Source organism: Streptomyces sp. B1866 (assembly GCF_031932565.1).
Classification (GTDB): Bacteria; Actinomycetota; Actinomycetes; order Streptomycetales; family Streptomycetaceae; genus Streptomyces.
In genome coordinates, this window is the sequence record NZ_JAVSCF010000045.1 from 17,374 (window position 1) to 31,530 (window position 14,157).

The 14,157-nt window shown below is 77.0% G+C and carries 14 protein-coding genes; 12 read left to right on the top strand and 2 right to left on the bottom strand.

Translation table 11 applies throughout. The features are described from left to right. Positions 1-61: 61 nt before the first annotated feature. Entirely contained in the window at positions 62-232 is a 171-nt protein-coding gene (locus RKE29_RS09515; protein ID WP_312004674.1) for a hypothetical protein, read from the bottom strand. 297 nt (positions 233-529) lie between these two features. Between RKE29_RS09515 and RKE29_RS09520 the strand changes: the two genes are divergently transcribed. The 3 genes from RKE29_RS09520 (at position 530) to RKE29_RS09530 (ending at position 4,522) form a co-directional block, all read left to right on the top strand. Then, the gene (locus tag RKE29_RS09520) at positions 530-1,447 is read left to right on the top strand and encodes a DUF3048 domain-containing protein (RefSeq protein WP_312004689.1); all 918 of its coding nucleotides are present in this window, start codon (positions 530-532) and stop codon (positions 1,445-1,447) included. Positions 1,448-1,514: 67 nt separating this feature from the next. After that, positions 1,515-3,071 carry a phosphatase PAP2 family protein gene (locus RKE29_RS09525; protein WP_312004676.1) on the top strand — a complete coding sequence of 519 codons (1,557 nt, stop codon included), beginning with the start codon at positions 1,515-1,517 and terminating at the stop codon, positions 3,069-3,071. A 176-nt stretch (positions 3,072-3,247) separates the two neighbouring features. Further along, positions 3,248-4,522, top strand: coding sequence for a DMT family transporter (locus RKE29_RS09530; protein WP_312004678.1), 1,275 nt, complete (start codon positions 3,248-3,250; stop codon positions 4,520-4,522). A 194-nt stretch (positions 4,523-4,716) separates the two neighbouring features. On the opposite strand, the gene RKE29_RS09535 is transcribed toward RKE29_RS09530, so the two are convergent. Then, a complete protein-coding gene (locus RKE29_RS09535) occupies positions 4,717-5,172 on the bottom strand; it encodes an ATP-binding protein (protein WP_312004679.1) in 456 nt (151 codons plus the stop codon). A gap of 214 nt (positions 5,173-5,386) precedes the next feature. Here RKE29_RS09535 and RKE29_RS09540 point away from each other — a divergent pair, with 214 nt between their 5' ends. The 9 genes from RKE29_RS09540 to RKE29_RS09580 form a co-directional block, all read left to right on the top strand. Then, positions 5,387-6,244: a helix-turn-helix transcriptional regulator gene (locus RKE29_RS09540; protein ID WP_312004681.1), complete on the top strand. Its 858-nt coding sequence runs from the start codon at positions 5,387-5,389 to the stop codon at positions 6,242-6,244. 32 nt (positions 6,245-6,276) lie between these two features. Beyond that, the gene (locus RKE29_RS09545) at positions 6,277-6,546 is read left to right on the top strand and encodes a DUF397 domain-containing protein (RefSeq protein ID WP_312004690.1); all 270 of its coding nucleotides are present in this window, start codon (positions 6,277-6,279) and stop codon (positions 6,544-6,546) included. Beyond that, on the top strand, positions 6,543-7,352 hold the full coding sequence (locus RKE29_RS09550; RefSeq protein ID WP_312004682.1) for an SAM-dependent methyltransferase: 810 nt from the start codon (positions 6,543-6,545) through the stop codon (positions 7,350-7,352). The genes RKE29_RS09545 and RKE29_RS09550 overlap by 4 nt, the downstream gene beginning before the upstream one ends. Before the next feature lie 236 nt (positions 7,353-7,588). Further along, on the top strand, positions 7,589-9,079 hold the full coding sequence (locus RKE29_RS09555; RefSeq protein ID WP_312004683.1) for a hypothetical protein: 1,491 nt from the start codon (positions 7,589-7,591) through the stop codon (positions 9,077-9,079). A gap of 73 nt (positions 9,080-9,152) precedes the next feature. Continuing rightward, positions 9,153-9,698 (top strand): hypothetical protein, encoded by a 546-nt coding sequence (locus RKE29_RS09560; protein WP_312004684.1) that lies wholly within the window; start codon positions 9,153-9,155, stop codon positions 9,696-9,698. A 118-nt stretch (positions 9,699-9,816) separates the two neighbouring features. Further along, positions 9,817-11,055 (top strand): hypothetical protein, encoded by a 1,239-nt coding sequence (locus tag RKE29_RS09565; RefSeq protein ID WP_312004685.1) that lies wholly within the window; start codon positions 9,817-9,819, stop codon positions 11,053-11,055. A 176-nt stretch (positions 11,056-11,231) separates the two neighbouring features. Beyond that, positions 11,232-12,716, top strand: coding sequence for a hypothetical protein (locus RKE29_RS09570; RefSeq protein WP_312004686.1), 1,485 nt, complete (start codon positions 11,232-11,234; stop codon positions 12,714-12,716). A 7-nt stretch (positions 12,717-12,723) separates the two neighbouring features. Next, positions 12,724-13,929, top strand: a complete 1,206-nt coding sequence (locus RKE29_RS09575; RefSeq protein WP_312004687.1) for a MoxR family ATPase — start codon at positions 12,724-12,726, stop codon at positions 13,927-13,929. Further along, positions 13,926-14,157 (top strand): hypothetical protein (locus tag RKE29_RS09580; RefSeq protein WP_312004688.1); only part of this gene is annotated, 232 nt, incomplete at its 3' end. The genes RKE29_RS09575 and RKE29_RS09580, both read left to right, overlap by 4 nt.

Here is a 14,157-nt window from a genome sequence, read left to right on the forward strand (position 1 = left end):
GGGCCCTCGGGCCGGCGGCCCTCGGGTGCCGGAACGCATCGCGGGTCAGTGCCCGCCCGGTTCAGTCCACGCTCTGCAGGATGTGCGGCTCGGCGAGGTCGTCCTCGTAGCCGGCCAGCCGGATCGGCGCGGACCGCGCCCACACCTCCAGGCTGCCCACCTCGGACGGCCCCGCGAGCCGTTCTCGATCATCCGACGTGAGGTCGTCGCGCTGCGTCTTGTCGGGGGTCACGGCACACTCCTTCGGCTGAACCGGACATGTCGCCAGGTTAACGACGCCGCGAACGCCGCGCGCGGTGATTTCCCGAAGGGCGGACAGGCGACCGGTCCCGGCGGGTCCACTGGCCGCCCGCCCCGGCCCGTGGTGAGCTGAGCGGGAACACGTCCGTGGTGAGCCGGGCCGGCCAAGGGCCGGTCGGCGGTGGGGAGGTGCGGGGCTGTGCGCGTCAGACGGTTGCCGTGTCCCCCACCGCGCCCGGGGTCCGCGCGGCCCGCCCGCCGCGGGGCCCGGCCGCGGCGGGCGGGCGCCCTGCTCGCGGCCGCGCTGCTGCTCGCGGCCGCCGGCTGCCAGGGCGGGGACGGGGACGGCTCCTCCCGGCCGGAGTCGCCGTTCACCGGCGAGCCGGCCGGACGGGCGCCCGTCCTCGCGGTGAAGGTCGACAACGCCGCCGCGGCCCGCCCGCCGACCGGCCTGGACCGGGCCGACATCGTGTACGCCGAACAGGTGGAGGGCGGGCTGAGCCGTCTGATGGCCGTGTACTCCGCGCACCTGCCGCCCACCGCTGGCCCGGTGCGCAGCGCCCGCGAGTCCGACCTGGAGCTGCTGCGGCAGTTCGGCCGACCGGCGCTCGCCTACTCCGGGGTCCAGGGCAGGCTCCAGCCGGCCGTGGACCGCGCGCCGCTGTACCCGGTGACGCCCGGCACGGCGCCCCGCGCGTACGAGCGCAGTCAGGACCGGGCGGCGCCGCACAACCTCTACGTGCGCCCCGCGGAGGCGCTGCGCGCGGCGCCCCGCGCGAGCGACGCGGCGGACATCGGCTTCCGGTTCGGCGCGGCGCCCGCGGGCGGCCGGGCCCGTACGGAGCAGACCGTCCGCTACCCGGCCGCGCGCTTCACGTTCACCTGGTCGGGTGATGGCGCGCGGTGGCTGGTGTCGATGGACGGCGGTCCGGCCCGCACGGCGGACGGGCGGCGGCTGGCCGCCGCGACGGTCGTCGTGCAGTACGTGACCGTCCGCCCGTCCCGCTACCACGACCGGTGGGGCAGCGTCTCGCCCTTCACCGAGACCGTCGGCTCCGGCCGGGCGCTGGTGCTGCGGGACGGCAGGGCGTACGACGCCCGCTGGTCGCGGCCCGGCGGCGGCAGCGGCACGGCCTACCGGACGCCGGACGGCGACCGGCTCCCCTTCGCGCGCGGCCCGGTGTGGGTGGTGTTCGCGGCCCGCTGAGCCCCGCGCGCCCGGCACCGGCGGCGGCCTGGGTGTGCGCGCGCCGTTCCGGGATAGCCGTGTGGACATGACGCGCATCAGTGAGCTCGACCGGCTGCTGTTCGCCCGGGTGGCCGCCGCCCACCCGCCCGGGGTGGACGCGGTGCTGCCCCGGCTGACCCGCGCGGCCAACCACGGCCGGCTGTGGCTGGGCACGGCCGGGGTGCTGGCTGCGGTGGGCGGGCGGACCGCGCGGCGCGCCGCCCTGCGCGGCACCGGTGCGCTCGCGGCGGCCTCGCTGGCGTCGAACCTGGTGGTCAAGTGGACGGTGGGGCGCCGCCGCCCGCTCGTCGCGGACGTGCCGCTGGTGCGGCGGCTGGCCCGGCAGCCGCGCTCCAGCTCCTTCCCCTCCGGCCACTCGGCCTCCGCCGCCGCCTTCGCCACCGGGGTCGCGCTGGAGTCGGGCCGGTACGGGGCGCTGGTGGCGCCGCTGGCGGCGGCGGTCGCCGTCTCGCGCGTGTACGTGGGCGTGCACTATCCCGGCGACGTGCTGGCGGGCGTCGCCCTCGGCGCGGGCGCGGCCCTGCTGACCTGCCGCTGGTGGCCGCCGCGCCCCGAGGCCCCGGCCGAGGCGGCCCGCCCGCGCGTGCCGGCGCCCGCGCTGCCGGACGGCGACGGCCTGGCGGTGGTGGTCAACGGCCGGGCGGGCCCCGGGGCCGCCGCGCCCGGGCTGTCCCTCACCGAGCGGCTGCGCACCCTGCTGCCCGCCGCCGAGATCCTGGAGTGCGGGCCGGACGACGACTTCGCCGCGCTGCTGGACCGGGCCGCCCGCCGCGCCGCCGAGCGGGGCGGGGCCCTGGGCGTGTGCGGCGGGGACGGCAGCGTGAACGCGGCGGCGGCGCTGGCCGCCGAGCGCGGACTGCCGCTGGCGGTGTTCCCGGGCGGCACGCTGGACCACTTCGCGCTGGACGTGGGCGTCCCGGCGGTGGAGGACACCGCGCACGCCGTGGCCAAGGGCGACGCCGTCGCGGTGGACGTGGCCCGCGCCACGCCCGCCGGCGGGCCGCCCGGCGCGCCGGTGCACTTCGTGAACACCTTCAGCCTCGGCCTGTACCCCGAACTGGTGGCCGTCCGCGAGCGCCTGCGGGGACGGCTGGGCAAGTGGCCGGCCGCGGCCGTGGCGCTCTCCCGCGTCCTGCGCACGGCGAGCCCCATGGAGATCGAGGTGAACGGCCGGCGGCGGCGCCTGTGGCTGCTGTTCGTCGGCAACGGCCGCTACTCCCCCGAGGGCTTCGCGCCCGCCTTCCGGCAGCGGCTGGACGACGGGCTGCTGGACGTCCGCGCGGTCGACGGCGAGCGGCCGCTGGCCCGCCTGCGGGTGCTGGCGGGCGCGCTCACCGGCACGCTGGGGCGGCCCTCGCACGTCTACACCTCCGCGCGGCTGCGGCGGCTGACCCTGTCGGGCCTGACGGGCAGGGACGTGCACGCCTTCGACGGCGAGGTGGCGCCGGCCCCGGCCGGGGGGCTGGTCATCGACAAGCTGCCCGGAGCGCTGACCGTCTACCGCCCGGCCGCGCCCCAGAACGAGCTGGCCCAGCGGGCCCGTACAGCGGCGGCCACGGCCCGCCGGCGGCGGCGCGCGTGACGGGCGGATGGTGGTGAGTGCCCAGCGCCCGGCCGCCGGTGTCCGCATGGTGGACGTCATACGCCGTACTGCGCCTGTAGTACGCGTAAGTGCGTGCTTATGGACGAGGACGGAACGGGATTGATCCGTCATGGTAGAGAGATGGACGAAGACCCACCGGCCCAGCGGGCCCTGACGTGACCTCCCTCGCGCTGTCCGTGCTGCTGGCACTGGTCTCGGCGGTCTGCTATGCGGCCGGTGCCCTTCTTCAGGAGCGGGTCGCGGCGACGACGCCGGACCAGCCGTTCGTGCCCCTGCGCCGCGGCACCTGGTGGGCGGCCCTGGTCCTCAACGGCGCGGGCGGCGTGCTGCACGTGGCCGCGCTGGCGTACGGGCCGCTGAGCGTGGTGCAGCCGCTCGGCGCCCTGACGATCGTCTTCGCGCTGCCGATGGCCGCGGTGTTCGTCCGCCGCCCGGCCGCCGCCGCGGCGTGGCGGGGCGCGGTGCTGGCCACGGTGGGGCTCGCCGGGATGCTGTCGCTGACCGGCTCGTCCGACGCCCAGGCGCTGGCGTCGGACGAGCGGGCGGTGCTCAGCGCGGTCACGCTGGGTTCTGTGGCCGTGCTGACGGCGGCGGCCCGCTGGCTGCGGATCCCCATCCTGCGCAGCATGCTGCTGGCCACGGCGGCCGGGACCAGCTTCGGCGTGGCCTCGGTGTTCACCAAGAACGTGACGGTGGAGCTGAGCTGGGACTCCTGGCAGGACGGGCTGCCCAGCTTCGGCATGATCGCGCTGCTGGCCACGGCCGGGGTGCTGCTGTCCCAGGCGTCGTACCAGGGTGCCGGCCTCGCCGCTCCGCTGGCGGCCTCGACCGTGGTCAACCCGGTGGTCGCCTCCGCGGTCGGCCTGCTCGCCCTGGGCGAGCACTTCCGGCACGGCACGGCGGGCACGCTGCTGGCCCTGGCGGCGGGCGGCGTCGCGGGCGTCGGCCTGGTGATGCTGACCCTGCACGGCGCGGACGCCGGCCCGGCGGCGGCCGGGTCCCGGCCGGCCGACGCCGGGGGCGCGGCCGCGGGCGCCGATCCGCCGCCTGGCGGCGGTCCCCTCCCGGGCGGCGCGCCCTCCGCGAGCGGGCCGGGCGGCCCGAAGGGAACGGACAGTACGGATACGGGCGGCGCGGGCAGGACGGGCGGTGCCGGACGGGCCCGGCGGGACGGCACGGGAAGCCGGGCGAGCCGGGCGGACGACGCGGGCCAGGGCTCCCGGTGCGCCGGGTTCTGCGACCGCGACGGGTCGGCCGCGGATCCGGCCGCGCGGCGGCGGTTCCGCCTGGTCCGGCGGCCGGCCCGGCGCGCGGCGCGGGGGCGGGCGGGTGCCGCGCACCCGGACGCGGGCGCGTGCAGGTCCTCCCGGGGCGGCGAGCGGCACGAGGGCCAGGGCGGGGGGTCCGCGGCGGTGCGCCACCGCGCGTAGCACCCGGCTCGCGGGGTTTGGCGGTGGCCCGGTCGGCTTGGCCGTCCGGGCCGAGGCGTGTCAGGGGCCGCGCGGGCGGCCGTCAGGCGGCGGCGCGCCGCACGGCCGGGTCCGGGGCGCCGAGTCGGCCGCGTGCCCCGGGCCGGGGCCGGAGCGAGGCCGTGAGCCGACGCGGGCACGAGCCGCCGCAGCGGTCAGGCCGCGCCGCCTAACTGGGCCCAGACCACCCGGCCGCCGTCGGCCCCGGGATGGTCGCCCCACGCGTCGACCAGCGCGCGCACCAGTGCCAGCCCGCGTCCGCTCTCGTCCTCCGTACCCGCGTGGCGCGGGTCGGGGCCGACCGGTCCCCCGCCCTGGTCGGCCACCTCGACGTACAGCGACTGCCCGCCCTCCGCGCGCAGCAGGCACCGGATGTGCCGGCTGCGGGTGTGGACGACCGCGTTGGTGAACAACTCCGACATCACCAGCTCGGCGGCATGGCAGACCTCGTCGCGGAATCCCCACAAGGGGAGACGAGAGCGGACGCGGCGCCGGGCCGCGGCGACCGACGCCCCCCGCGCGGGCAGGCGGAAGCTCTCCTGGCGCGGGCCGCCGTCGTGGCGGCCGCCGCTCAGCGGGCGGCCCTTCGTCGTGCGAGGAGGGAGTGCCACGCCCGTTCGCCTTCCATCTGCCCTGCGGGACTGGGTGCCGTGCGTCCGCGTGCGCCCGGCCGCCGGGGGCCGGGCACGTCTCCCACTATCCTCGCCGTTCACGACAGTTGGCAAGAGGCATTCTGCAAAATGCAAAGTGCCCTCAGCACTCTGTTTCGCGCATCGCCGGCATGGCACACTGAATATGCCGCTGGGCTGTCCGAGGAGGTTCGACGTGGGAGAAGCACGGTCTGGGCCGACCGTCGGGCAGATGGTCCTGGGCATGCGGCTGCGGGACCTGCGCGAGAAGGCCGGCGTCAGCTACGCCGAGGCGGCCCGGGCGCTGCACGTCAACCAGACCACGGTCCGCAGGATGGAGAAGGCCGAGGTCGGCCTGAAGCTGCCGTACGTCGAGAAGCTGCTGCGCACCTACGGCACCAGGGAGGAGGAGATCACCGCCTTCCTGCGCCTGGCGGAGGAGGCCAACAGGCCCGGCTGGTGGCACCGGTTCCGCGACGTGCTGCCGGACTGGTTCGGCCTCTACGTGTCCCTGGAGGGCGCCGCGAGCCGTATCCGCGCGTACGAGCCGCAGTTCGTCCCGGGTCTGCTGCAGACCGAGGACTACGCCCGCGCGCTGCTGGAGATCGGTTTCCCCGGCGCGTCCGACCAGGAGATCGACCGCCGGGTGGCGCTCCGCACGGAGCGCCAGGGGCTGCTCACCCGCCCGGAGCCGCCGCACCTGTGGGCCGTCATGGACGAGGCGGCCCTGCACGTCAACGTCGGCGGGCCGGACGTCATGCGGGCGCAGGTCGACCGCCTCATCGAGGCCGTCCAGATGCCGAACGTCACCCTGCAGGTGGTGCCGTTCGCCGCGGGGCCGCACCCGGGTATGGGCGGGCCCTTCCAGCTGTTCCGGTTCAAGGTGCCGGAACTGCCGGACATCGTCTACGCCGAGGGTCTGACCAGCGCCGTGTATCTCGACCAACGCGCCGACGTGGCCGCGTACCTGCAGGTCATGGACCGGATGTGCACGCAGGCGACACCGGTGCGGCGTACGGAGGCGTTCCTCCGTGACATTCGCAAGGAGCTGTGAACGTGGATCAGGTGGATCGCATCTACAACGGCATGCCGGCCAAGGACCTCGGCACGGAGGGCTGGAGCAAACCCTGGAGCGGACCCAACGGCGGCGCGTGCGTGGAGGTGCTCAAGCTGGGAGACGGCCGGGTGGCGGTACGGCAGTCGACCGACCCGGACGGGCCGGCGCTGATCTACGCGCGCCACGAGATCGAGGGATTCATCCAGGGCGCCAAGACCGGGGCCGCCGACTTCCTGCTCGTCGGGCCGGAGCCGGCCCGGGCCGACCCGTCCACCCCGCGCGGAAGGAGAGCCGCGTGACCGGCTCCACGCCCGTACGCGTCGACACCACACAGCCGCACCCGGCCCGGATGTACGACCACTACCTCGGCGGCAAGGACCACTACGAGGCCGACGCGGAGGCCGCCGCCCGGGTCCTGGAGGTCTTCCCCGGCATGCGGACGTGCGCCCGCGTCAACCGGGCGTTCATGCACCGGGCGGTGCGCTGGCTGGCCGCCGAGGCCGGCATACGCCAGTTCCTCGACGTCGGCACGGGCATCCCGACCGAGCCGAACCTGCACCAGGTCGCGCAGGCCGTCGCCCCGGAGTGCCGGGTGGTCTACGCCGACAACGACCCGATCGTGCTGGTGTACGCCCAGGCGCTGCTGAAGGGCACCGCGGCGGGCCGCACCAGCTACATCCAGGCCGACGTGCGCGACCCGGCCGGCATCCTGGGCGCCGCCGAGCTGCGCGGGACGCTGGACCTCGGCCGGCCGGTGGCGCTGTGCCTGGGCGCCCTGCTGCACTTCGTCCGGGACGAGGACGGGCCGTACGAGGTCGTCGCGCACCTGGTCGGCGCGCTGCCCTCGGGCAGCTACCTGATGCTCTCGCACTGCACCCCCGGCTTCGCCCCCGAGGCCTGGGAGCGGGTCGGCGCGGTCTACGGCAGCGGCGGCATCCGGGCGCAGGTACGCGGCCGTACGGAGGTCGCGGACTTCTTCAGCGGACTGGAGCTGGTGGAACCCGGGGTGACGATGCCGCACCTGTGGAAGCCGGACCGGGAGCCGCCGCCCGGCATCAGCCCGGCCGACGTGTCGATGTACGCCGGGGTGGCGCGCAAGCCCTGACCCGGGGCTGCGCGCCGGGCACCCGCACACGCGTGCGGTCCCCCCCTCCCGTATGTCTCGCTCGCGACGAACCGCCCGGCATGTCGGGTAACGTGGCGTGACGGGCCGTCGGCTCTCGGCGACGCACCGTGCGCGGGCGTCCGCCGCCGCGGCCGCCCCGGCGCCGAACCCCCGGCGCGCGGACCGTGGAGGGGCGCGGCGCGCGGCCGCCGCGCGGAGGAGGAGAGCGCCAGATCATGACCGCGCCCGTGCTCGCCGCCCGCGCCCGGCGCTCGTGGCCCGCGGCCCGGGGGCGGCCCGGCGTGCCCTGGCTGGCGCTGGTCGCGGCCGGGTACGCCGCCGTCCAGCTGGCCCTGATCGTCCCGCGCATGCGGCACGGCCTGGGCTGGGACGAGTCGGTGTACGTCTCGCAGGCCGACCCGCGCCGCCCGGCCGCCTTCTTCAGCGCCCCGCGCTCGCGCGGCACCAGCGTCCTGGTCGCGCCCGTGGTGGCGGCGACCTCCTCGGTGACGGTGCTGCGCGTGGTCCTCGCGCTGCTCGCGAGCGCCGCCCTGTACGCCGCCTTCCGCACCTGGCGGCCGCTGGTGGGCCGCGGCGCGGCGGCGCTCGCGGCGCTGCTGTTCGCCGGGCTGTGGATCACCGTGCTCAGCGGGTCTCAGGCGATGCCGAACCTGTGGGTGGCGCTCGGCGCGGTGGCGGCCGTGGGCTGGTTCCTGCGGGTCCCCGCCGAGCGGCGCGCCCTGGTGTGGCTGGCCGCCCTGATGGCGGCCGTCACGCTCGTGCGGGCGCCCGACGGCGGCTGGCTGGCGCTGCCGCTGGTCGCCGCGGCCGCCTGCCACCGGCCCTGGCGGCCCGCCCTGGCCGCGCTCGCCGGCGGGCTCGCGCTCGGCGCGGCGCAGTGGGTGTACGAGGCGTACGACCGGTTCGGGGGCGTGCCGGAGCGGCTGCGGGTCTCCAGCGACACCGAGGGCGGCATGGCGCCCCACCTGAACACCGACACCGCGCTGCGCAGCCTCAACGGGCCGCTGCTGTGCCGCCCGTGCGACCAGCCGCTGGAGCACGTCGAGCTGACGCTGTGGTGGCTGGCGCTGCCGGCGCTCGCGGCCGGCGCGCTCGCCTGGGGCGTGCGCCGCCGCCGGGTGCGCCCGCTGGGCCCCACGGCGGTGCCGCTGGCCTGCGCGGTCCTCCTCGCGGTGCCGTACCTGTTCCTCATCGACTACTCGGCGCCCCGGTTTCTGCTGCCCGCCTACGCGCTGGCCGCGCTGCCGCTCGCCGCGCTCGCGGTGCACGCCGTGCGGCGCACCGGCCGGCCCGGGCCGGCGGCGGCCGTGCTGGGTCTTGTGTTCGCCCTGCACCTGTCCGGCCAGTACGGGGTGGCGCGCGACAACGCGGACGGCGCGGCCGCCACCGCCCGCGACTACCGCACCATCGCCGCGGGCCTGCGCGACCTGGGGCTGCGGCCGCCGTGCCTGGTGACCGGGTCGCGCGCGCTGCCCGTCGGGTATGCGGGAGGCTGCGCGTCGGCCGAGGTGGCGGGCAACAACCGGTCCACCACCGCCTCCGGGCTGCTGCGCCGCGCGGCCCGCGAGCCCACCGCTCTGCTGGCGTACGGCCGCGCCGCGCCACCGGCGTACGCGCGCGGCTGGACCCGGCACGACCTGCCCGGCACCGCGTGGACGGCCTACCTGGCCCCGACCCCTGACGCGTCGTCACCTCGTAGACGCTGACGGCCGAAAGCCTCCGGCTCCGGACGGGCCGGACGGTAAAGTCGTCGCAGGCCACCGGCGGGGGGAGGTTGCGGTGCCGAGCGACGAGGACACCATGGCCGGCCGACTGCTCATCGTGGAGTACGAGCAGGTCAAGGAGGAGCAGCGGGCGCGCATCGGCTTCCGCGACAACCTGCTGTACGCCACGCTCGCGGCCATGGCGGCCGTCATCACCTTCACGCTCCAGGGCGGCGGGCACGCCGAGCTCCTGTTGCTGCTGCCGCCGTCGTCGGTGCTGCTGGGGTGGGCGTACCTGGTCAACGACGAGAAGATCTCGGCCATCGGCCGCTACATCCGCGAGGAGCTGGACCCCCGGCTCGCGGCCCTGGCTCCCGGGCTGCCGCGCGCCTTCGGCTGGGAGCTGGCGCACCGCGACGACCGGCACCGGGTGTCCCGCAAGCGGCTCCAGCTGGGCGTGGACCTGCTGATGTTCACGGTGGCGCCGGCCTCCTCGCTCGTCGTCTACTGGACCCGGCGCCCGATGTGGGCCGTGCTCGCCGGCGTGTCGGCCGCCGAGGCGGCCCTGGTCGCGGTGCTGGCCGTGCAGATCGTGCGGTACGCGGACCTGGGCCGGGCGTGACCACGGCCGGCGCGTGCCCGCGGCGGCGGGCGGGCGCCGGGCCGGTGCGGACGCGAGGGGCGGCCGGACCCGCGGGGCCGGCGCACAGGGGAAGAGGATCAAGGGGACGGGGGGAACCGTGTGGTCTGACGGCGAGGGGGAGCCGGTGCGGGTCGACGTGGTGGTGCTGACCGCCTTGGAGGTGGAGTACGCGGCCGTACGCGCGCACCTGGCGCGCCCGCGGCCGGTGGGTGAGGAACGGGGGTCGCTGTTCGAGGTCGGCGAGTGCGGCGGGGCGGGCGGGTGGCGGCCGGACGACGGGCCCGGCGGCCCGCTCGTCGCGATCCACATGACGGGCCCGGGGAATCCCGCGGCCGCGGTCATGGCGGAGCGGGCGGTGGCGCTGTTCGCACCCCGGACCGTGCTGTTCGTCGGCGTCGCGGGCGGCCGCAAGGACGTGCGGCTCGGCGACGTGGTGGCCGCCGACTCCGTCTACGACTACGAGACCGGCAAGGACACCGACAGCGGCTTCCTGCCGCGGCAGAAGACCCATCAGCCGTCCTACCGGCTGGTCCAGCGGGCCCGTCTGATCGCGGCGCGGGACCGCTGGCAGCGGCGGATCCACCGCCCGCTCCCGTGCGCCGAGCCGCGCGCGTACGTCAAGCCGATCGCGGCCGGCGGCCGGGTGGTGGCGCACGAGCGGTCGGAGACGGCCAGGCGGCTGGCCGTCGGCGCGGGCGACGCCGTCGCCGTCGACATGGAGGCGTACGGGTTCCTCAGCGGCGCCTACGTCAACCGCGACGTCGACGCCCTGGTGGTCCGCGGCATCTCCGACCTGCTCGGCGACAAGGACGAGGCGCACGACGAGCAGTGGCAGCCCGTCGCCGCCGGGCACGCCGCCGCCTTCGCCTTCGAGCTCATCCACGACCTGTCGCCGGCCGTCGGCGCGCCGGCGCGGGCGGGACGGGAAGCCCGGGGAGCGCGGGACGACCCGTCGGGGTGGGAGGCCCGGGAGCAGCCGTACGGGCCCCGCCCCCCGGGCGGCGGTCCGGACGGGGGCCTGGCGGTGGCGCCCGCGCCGCGGCCGGGCCCGCGGCGGCTGCGGACCGACGAGCTCGGCGGGCTCGCCGAGCTCCTGCTGCGCGTACCGGGGCTGACCTCCCGGGAGCGCTGGCAGCAGCTCCTCGACGAGCTGCCGGCCGTGGGCACGGCCGTGAACCGGCAGCCCGACACGCACGGCGAGGCGCTGGCCCTGCTGCGCACGTGCGAGGACTACCGGGCCTGGGCGGACCTGCTGGCCGTGCTGGCCGTGCTGTCCCCCGGCGCGCCCGCGGTCGCGGAGTTGGGGCGGCGCATGGCGACCCTGGGCCTGCGGTAGTCCCGGGGGCAGCCGGCCGGCCCGGCGTGTCGCGCGCGCCCCGCGATGTGTGGCAGGGGCGAGTATCGGGGCATACACGTTGTCCGGCAGTCCGCGCGGCGTGATGGCGGCGGGGACGGCGGGCAGGCCGCTGGCGACGGGGACCGGCGGTGGGGGGTTCGGGGGAGGAATGGGCCATGACGGCCATGGGGGGAGACGGCCTGACGCCGGTCAAAGCCCTCGTCACGGTGTTCAGGGAGTTCCGCTGCCTGACCGATCCGGACCCCCGCGCGCAGTGCCTGCGCCTGATCGACCGGTCGCTGGGGACGGCGACGGTGAAGATGCGGGACCACCGGGTGACCGACTACTTCCTGGCCGAGCTGGCCGAACGGTGCCTGGACGACGGCCGGACGATGGCGGCGCTGCGCTCCGCCCTGGATCTGCTGGCGCCGGGCGTGCCGGCCATGGAGCAGTTGGACGCGGTCGTGGAGCAGGTGACGGCCCGGCCGGCGCTGCCGCCGTCGGCCACCGCGCGGCTGCGCGGCCTGCTGGAGGGCATGGAGGTGGCGCACCTGGGGCGGCTGGCCCGGGCGGCCGCGGGCCCGCTGCACGACCTGCCGCCCTTCCCCGGGCCCTGGGCCGCGTTCGAGGCGCTGGCCCGGCTCAACGCCCGGTCCGGCGGCCTGCCGCCCGGGCTGGCCCTGGTCGAGCGGCTGGCCGCGCAGGCGCCGTGGGAGGAGGGCGAGGCGCTCCGCGCGTGGGCCGACGAGCAGGCCCGCGGGCTGTCCCTGACCGAGCGCCTGCGGGAGCTGCGCCGGCAGGTGGTGCACGCGGCCCCCGCCGAGCCGTACGACGCCTACCTGGTGATCCGGCTGCTGCCGCAGGACCAGCCGGGCCGCTACGAGCTGTCCTCCTGGCACTCCTACGATCCCGAGGGCTGGCGGCCGGTGCGCGGGGAGGCCAGGAAGGTCACCGCGGCCACGGCCGAGCGGGCGGTGCAGGAGCTGGTCTACCAGGCGGCCGAGGACTGGGTGGACGCCCGGCGCATCCACCTGGAGTTCGTCCTGGCCTCCGACGATCTGAACATGCCGGTGCACCTGTGGCGGCTGGGGCTGGACAGCGAGCTGGCCACCCCGCTGTGCCTGAGCTACCCGGTGGTCGTGCGCAGTCTGGAGCGGAGCCGGCAGTCGTGGCTGCACTGGCCGTGGCGGATGCGGTGGAAGGCGTTCGCCAGCCAGCCGTCCCAGTCCCGGCAGGCGGTGGTCGAGGGGCAGGATCCGGACAGTTCGCATCCGCGGGATCCGAGCGCGCTGCTGGCGAGGCTGAATGCCGATCCGCATGTCACCGCGCTGGTGCTCAGCGCGCCGCCGGGCAGCACGCCGGAAGGGACGCGTGAGGCGCTGGTCGCCTTGCGGGCCGGGATTCCCGCGGTGGTGTGGGACCGGCGCCGCTCGCGCGACCCCGGTCTCGTTCACGACCTGAGGCGAAATTCGGCCGACGCCGACGGATACGTAGCAGGACTGCGTGAAGCCGTGACACAGTTGCGGCTGGAAGCCCACGCGGACCTCTCCCCGGAAGGGGAGCGGCACCCTGGGCGCCATGTCGTGCTCGTCTGGGACGATCCCACGCGTCCCGTGGAGACACAGGGGCGGTTGACCGGGCCGGACCAGGCCAGGGGGTGAGCAGCCGATGAACGACGCGGAGCCGCCGCGGCGGCCGGGCGGTCCTGTTCACGGCGGCGGCTCCGACCCCCTGCCCGGCGCCGTGCCCCGCTCCTGGTGGATCTACCAGGGCACGGGCCGGCCGCTGCACGACGTACGCCTGGAGGACATCCTTCCGCCGCCGCCTCCGTGGCGCACCTTCGACGGCGAGTCGGGCCGCCTGGACGGCGACGGCGCGGCCGGGGAGTTACCGGCCCGGGGCGGCGAGCCGCTGACCGAGCCGCCCGCGCCGCCCGAGGACGAGCAGGACGCGGTGCGCCGGCTGGGCTCGTCGCCGCTGTCGGTGCGCCCGTCGGTCCAGGAGGCCGACCTGGTCAACGCGGCGCTGTTGCTGCGCCGCCCGCTGCTGGTGACGGGCCGTCCGGGCACCGGCAAGTCGACCCTGGCGTACCGCGTCAGCCGCGAGCTGCGGCTCGGCCGCGTGCTGCGCTGGCCGATCACCACCCGCACCACGCTGCCGTCGGGCCTGTACGGGTACGACGCGGTCGGCCGGATCCACGCGGCGGCCGCCGGCCAGCGGGCGGCTGAGACCGGGAGGCAGGCCGGGCAGGGCGAGCCGGGCGGGCGGCTCGCCGAGCCCGACCCGTCGGACGTGGGGGACTTCCTGCAGCTCGGCCCGCTGGGCACGGCGATGCTCCCGCACCGGCTGCCGCGGGTGCTGCTCATCGACGAGTTCGACAAGAGCGACATCGACCTGCCCAACGACCTGCTGGACATCTTCGAGGCGGGCGAGTACACGGTGCCCGAGCTGGTGCGCATCCGCGGCCGCCGGCCGGCCGTGCGGGTGCTGACCGACGACCCGGGGCGGTCGGCGGTCGTCGCGGGCGGCCGGGTGCGCTGCCGCGCGTTCCCCGTCGTGATCATCACCAGCAACGGCGAGCGGGAGTTCCCGCCCGCGTTCCTGCGCCGCTGCCTTCAGCTGCGGCTGCCCGACCCGGACGCCGACCAGCTGGCCGCCATCGTGGCCGCCCACCTGGGTGACGGCGTCGACGCGCGCGCCCGCGAGCTGATCCACACGTTCGTCGAGCGCAGCAGGCACGACGGCGGTCTCGCCGCCGACCAGCTGCTGAACGCCGTGTACCTGCGCACCTCCCGCGCCCACACGCCCGGTCCCGAGTGGGAGGAGCTCCTGCACGCCGTCTGGCACCGGCTGGACGCCGCGGGCCCGGCATGACCCGGGACCCGGGCAGAGCCGACGGGGCCGACCGGCGGGGGCCGCGGGATCTGGACTGGCAGCAGTTCGCCGACGCCCTGTGGCTGGCCGCCTGCCGGACGCGCTCCGACCACGGGGCGGGCGGCCCGGCGCAGGCTCCGCCGCCCCGCGAGCCGCCCGCCGAGGAGGCGGCCGGCTGCCCGGACCCGGGCGCCGGGCGGCCCGCGCGGTGCGCCGAGGAGCCGCCGG

Coding starts and splice junctions, on each gene's coding strand:
- RKE29_RS09545 (WP_312004690.1), top strand. CDS start 6,277: ATGCCGGCCAAGGACCTCGGCACGGAGGGCTGGAGCAAACCCTGGAGC.
- RKE29_RS09570 (WP_312004686.1), top strand. CDS start 11,232: ATGACGGCCATGGGGGGAGACGGCCTGACGCCGGTCAAAGCCCTCGTC.
- RKE29_RS09525 (WP_312004676.1), top strand. CDS start 1,515: ATGACGCGCATCAGTGAGCTCGACCGGCTGCTGTTCGCCCGGGTGGCC.
- RKE29_RS09575 (WP_312004687.1), top strand. CDS start 12,724: ATGAACGACGCGGAGCCGCCGCGGCGGCCGGGCGGTCCTGTTCACGGC.
- RKE29_RS09555 (WP_312004683.1), top strand. CDS start 7,589: ATGACCGCGCCCGTGCTCGCCGCCCGCGCCCGGCGCTCGTGGCCCGCG.